Origin of the sequence: Pseudomonas sp. MD195_PC81_125, from assembly GCF_014060985.1 — a bacterium.
In the GTDB taxonomy this organism is placed as follows: Bacteria; Pseudomonadota; Gammaproteobacteria; order Pseudomonadales; family Pseudomonadaceae; genus Aquipseudomonas; species Aquipseudomonas parakoreensis.
The window spans coordinates 1-2,310 of the sequence record NZ_JABULD010000563.1; the positions used below are offsets into that span (position 1 = coordinate 1).

Sequence of the window (2,310 nt, forward strand, 5' to 3'; positions counted from 1 at the left end):
CACATTTTTGAACGCCTTTGAGTTGAAGCAATGCGATCTCTGTGGGAGCGAGCCTGCTCGCGAAAACTGAATTCCAGGCACTGGGGAAACCATGATTCAGAACGTCAGCCAACAGGCACCCCATTGCGCTCAAACACCCCACCAAACTGAATCAACACCACCCCGCCAATCAGCAACAACGCGCCCAACACCCGCGACACCGTCAGCTGTTTCTCCACCAGCCCGAACAACCCGAAGTGATCCAGCACCATCGACGCAATCACCTGCCCGGCCAACGCCAGCGCCACAAACCCCGACGCGCCGAGCTTCGGTAACAACATCACCGCCAGCGCCACAAAACACACGCCGAACGCACCGCCAGCCCACATCCACAACGGTGCCTTGCTGATAAACCCCAGCGCCGGCAGCGGCAGACGCAACGCCAGAATCACTGGCAACAACACCAATACACTGACCAGCAACGAGGCCAGGGTTGCCCACAGCGGATGGCCGAGGTTCCGCGCCAGATTGCTGTTGATCGCACTTTGAAACGGCACCACCGCCCCGGCAAACGCGGCCAGCAGCAACAGGCCGGCCCACTGCAACGTACTCATGATCACACTCCAACAGGTTTTGCTGGACTCTAGAGTATTCGTCGCGCAGATTTAAATTCCGTTTTGTCATCCGGAACATGCACAAGATGAATGATCTGCGCCGTATCGATCTCAACCTGCTGGTGATCCTCGATGCCTTGCTCAGCGAGCAACACGTCACCCGCGCCGCCGAGCGGCTACACCTGAGTCAACCGGCGGTCAGCCATGCGCTGGCGCGTCTGCGCGACGTGCTCGGCGATCCGCTGCTGGTGCGCGCCGGTTCGACGCTGGTGCCCACGGCGCGGGCGCTGGAACTGGTCGCGCCGCTCGCCGAAGCACTGGCCCAGGTGCAATCGCTGCTGGCGCCGAACACGTTCGTTCCGGCCTCTGCGCGGCGGACCTTTCGCGTGGCGATGTCCGACTACGGCGCGGCCATCATCCTGCCTGGACTGATCCGCACCTTGCGCCGCGAGGCACCGGGCATCGACCTGCAGATCAGCCACGCCAGCCGCGAAGGCATGCTCGACGGTGTGCTCAACGGCGACATCGATTTGGCCGCCGGGGTGTTCCCGGAAATGCCCAACGAATTGCGCAGCAACGTGCTGTTCGAAGAACGCTACGTCTGCCTGCTGGATCGCCGCAGCTTGCCGGCCGACGGCGTACTGGATTTGCCGACCTACCTGTCGCGCCCGCACGTGTTGCTGGAAATGCGCGGCAGCGGCACCCCGGAAATCGAACGGGCCCTGACCGCATTGCGCGAACGCCGCCGCGTCGCCATCAGCCTGCCGCACTGGAACGTCGCGCCACAGTTGATCAAAGGTACGGATCTGATTCTCACCGTGTCGTCGCGCAGCGTGCGCGACATTGATCAACAGCAATTGATTGTGCTGCCACCACCGTTCGAGATTGCACCGTTCACCTTTGTGCTGGCGTGGCATAAGCGCCGGGGTGGGGATCAGGCGTTGAACTGGTTGAATCGCCGAATTGAGGAGGGGATAGTGCGCGGCTGAACACGTTATCAAGGAGTGGGATGTGACAATGAAGTCTGGATGGATCGGCTGGGTGGCCCTGAGTGGGTGGTTGATGGCGGGGCAGGTGTTGGCTGATTGCGTACCAACACCGATGGCAGGAGATCTGGATCTTTCTGTCTGCAAGGAGTGGCCTGCATATCCAGGATTAACCATCAACGCCACTGCACAGTTTAAGCGCGGATCCGCATCTGATGACCCTGAGGCGCTGAGTACCTACGATTTCGACTTGTCCGTTCTGGACACTGCTCAATCGAAGCCCATTGCGACGTACTACAAAGCGGCTGCATTCGTATTGGATGGCGTCAGTTTGCGAGAAATAACGCTCGATACGGCTCGCTACACACTGACTACCGATCTTCGTGCCTTTGGCATACGTGCGTTATCCACTAACGGATCCCGGATCAATCCGATGGAAGAAAACCTGCTTTCGCTCTACGTGAAAGAGGGCGAAAAATTGCGCCCGGTGTTGGATAAATTAGTGGTTTATCGGTATGGCGGCGAGTGGGATGGTGACTGCGAAGGCGAGCGATATGAGATTTCAAGAACAGTAGAAATCGCTAAAACGAGCTCTCACGGCTATGCAGATCTGATTGTCAAAACCTTGGAGAAAGACACAACAAGTGTGGGGACGGGAGACGCATGTAAAACTGAAACCACTGACAACCAACCCGTTTTGACAACATTGCACTACGACGGAAAATCCTACG

3 protein-coding genes are annotated in these 2,310 nt (G+C 58.5%); 2 read left to right on the forward strand and 1 reads right to left on the reverse strand.

What is annotated here, in order from left to right; translation table 11 throughout:
- Nucleotides 1-104: 104 nt before the first annotated feature.
- On the reverse strand, nucleotides 105-593 hold the full coding sequence (locus tag HT737_RS22450) for a DMT family transporter (protein WP_182404028.1): 489 nt from the start codon (nucleotides 591-593) through the stop codon (nucleotides 105-107).
- 77 nt (nucleotides 594-670) lie between these two features.
- Between HT737_RS22450 and HT737_RS22455 the strand changes: the two genes are divergently transcribed.
- Nucleotides 671-1,582: a LysR substrate-binding domain-containing protein gene (locus HT737_RS22455; protein ID WP_182404029.1), complete on the forward strand. Its 912-nt coding sequence runs from the start codon at nucleotides 671-673 to the stop codon at nucleotides 1,580-1,582.
- A gap of 28 nt (nucleotides 1,583-1,610) precedes the next feature.
- On the forward strand, nucleotides 1,611-2,310 hold a 700-nt coding region (locus HT737_RS22460; RefSeq protein WP_220459468.1), incomplete at its 3' end, for a hypothetical protein.